This window comes from Aeromicrobium sp. PFPM2_SD2 (genome assembly GCF_057364525.1).
The window spans coordinates 1-851 of sequence record NZ_JBNFNZ010000682.1; the positions used below are offsets into that span (position 1 = coordinate 1).

Here is an 851-nt window from a genome sequence, read left to right on the forward strand (position 1 = left end):
CTGGCCGCGCGGCAGCTGCCGTCGGACTCGCCGGGGCTCTTGACCCACAGGTAGGCGTCCAGCGTGCCCCGGCGGTTCGTGGTGTTGACGATGCGCGGGCTGCGGCCGAGGCGGGCGGACGACGGGTTGCACCAGCCGTGGCTCACGCGGTGGTGCCCGCCGTTGCGCGAGGTGTCGACGACGTACCGCCGGCCGGACACGCCGCGCCGGGCCAGCTCGCGCACGACGGCCCGGGCGTAGCGCAGCTCGCGCGTGGTGCGGTTGAAGTTGGAGACGTTCGTGGCGAAGCCGCGGGCGCGGGCGACGCCGGCCGCCTTCAGCCGCTGGGCCATCTGCGGTGCGGGCACCCAGGACGAGTGCCCGGCGTCGAGGTAGACCCAGGCACCGGCCGACGAGAGCCGGCGCGTCGCGTAGCGCATCAGCCCGGTCGTGGCCGAGGTGTCGCACGCGCCGAGGTTGGCCAGGGCGTCCGGCTCCAGCACCACCATGGCGCGGCTGCCGCGCAGGCCGCGCGCGACCTCGTCCACGAACGCGTGGTACTCGCGCGGTGCGTAGCCGCCGGCCGAGTAGGAGCCGCAGTCGCGGTTGGTGATGGCGTACACGACGAAGACGGGGGTCCGACGCTGGCGCCGGGCGTCGCGCACCGTCGTGGCGACCGTGCGCCGCACCTGCGCGCGTCCGGGGTAGGAGTCGGTCAGCCACACCGCCTGGGGGCGCGACCAGATGCGTCGGTACCGCGGGTCGCGCTCGACCCGCTGGCCGGCCACGGGTGCGTGTACAGGCGCTGGGTGAGTCGCGGGTCTTGACGTCGCCGCGGCGGACGCGTCGGACGCTACGGCGGCGGCCGGGCC

At 75.9% G+C, this 851-nt stretch carries 1 protein-coding gene; it reads right to left on the reverse strand.

Translation table 11 applies throughout. The features are described 5' to 3' along the window. Positions 1 to 767 (reverse strand): glycoside hydrolase family 6 protein (locus tag AC2W7G_RS17430; protein ID WP_485869547.1); only part of this gene is annotated, 767 nt, incomplete at its 3' end. Positions 768 to 851 lie beyond the last annotated feature (84 nt).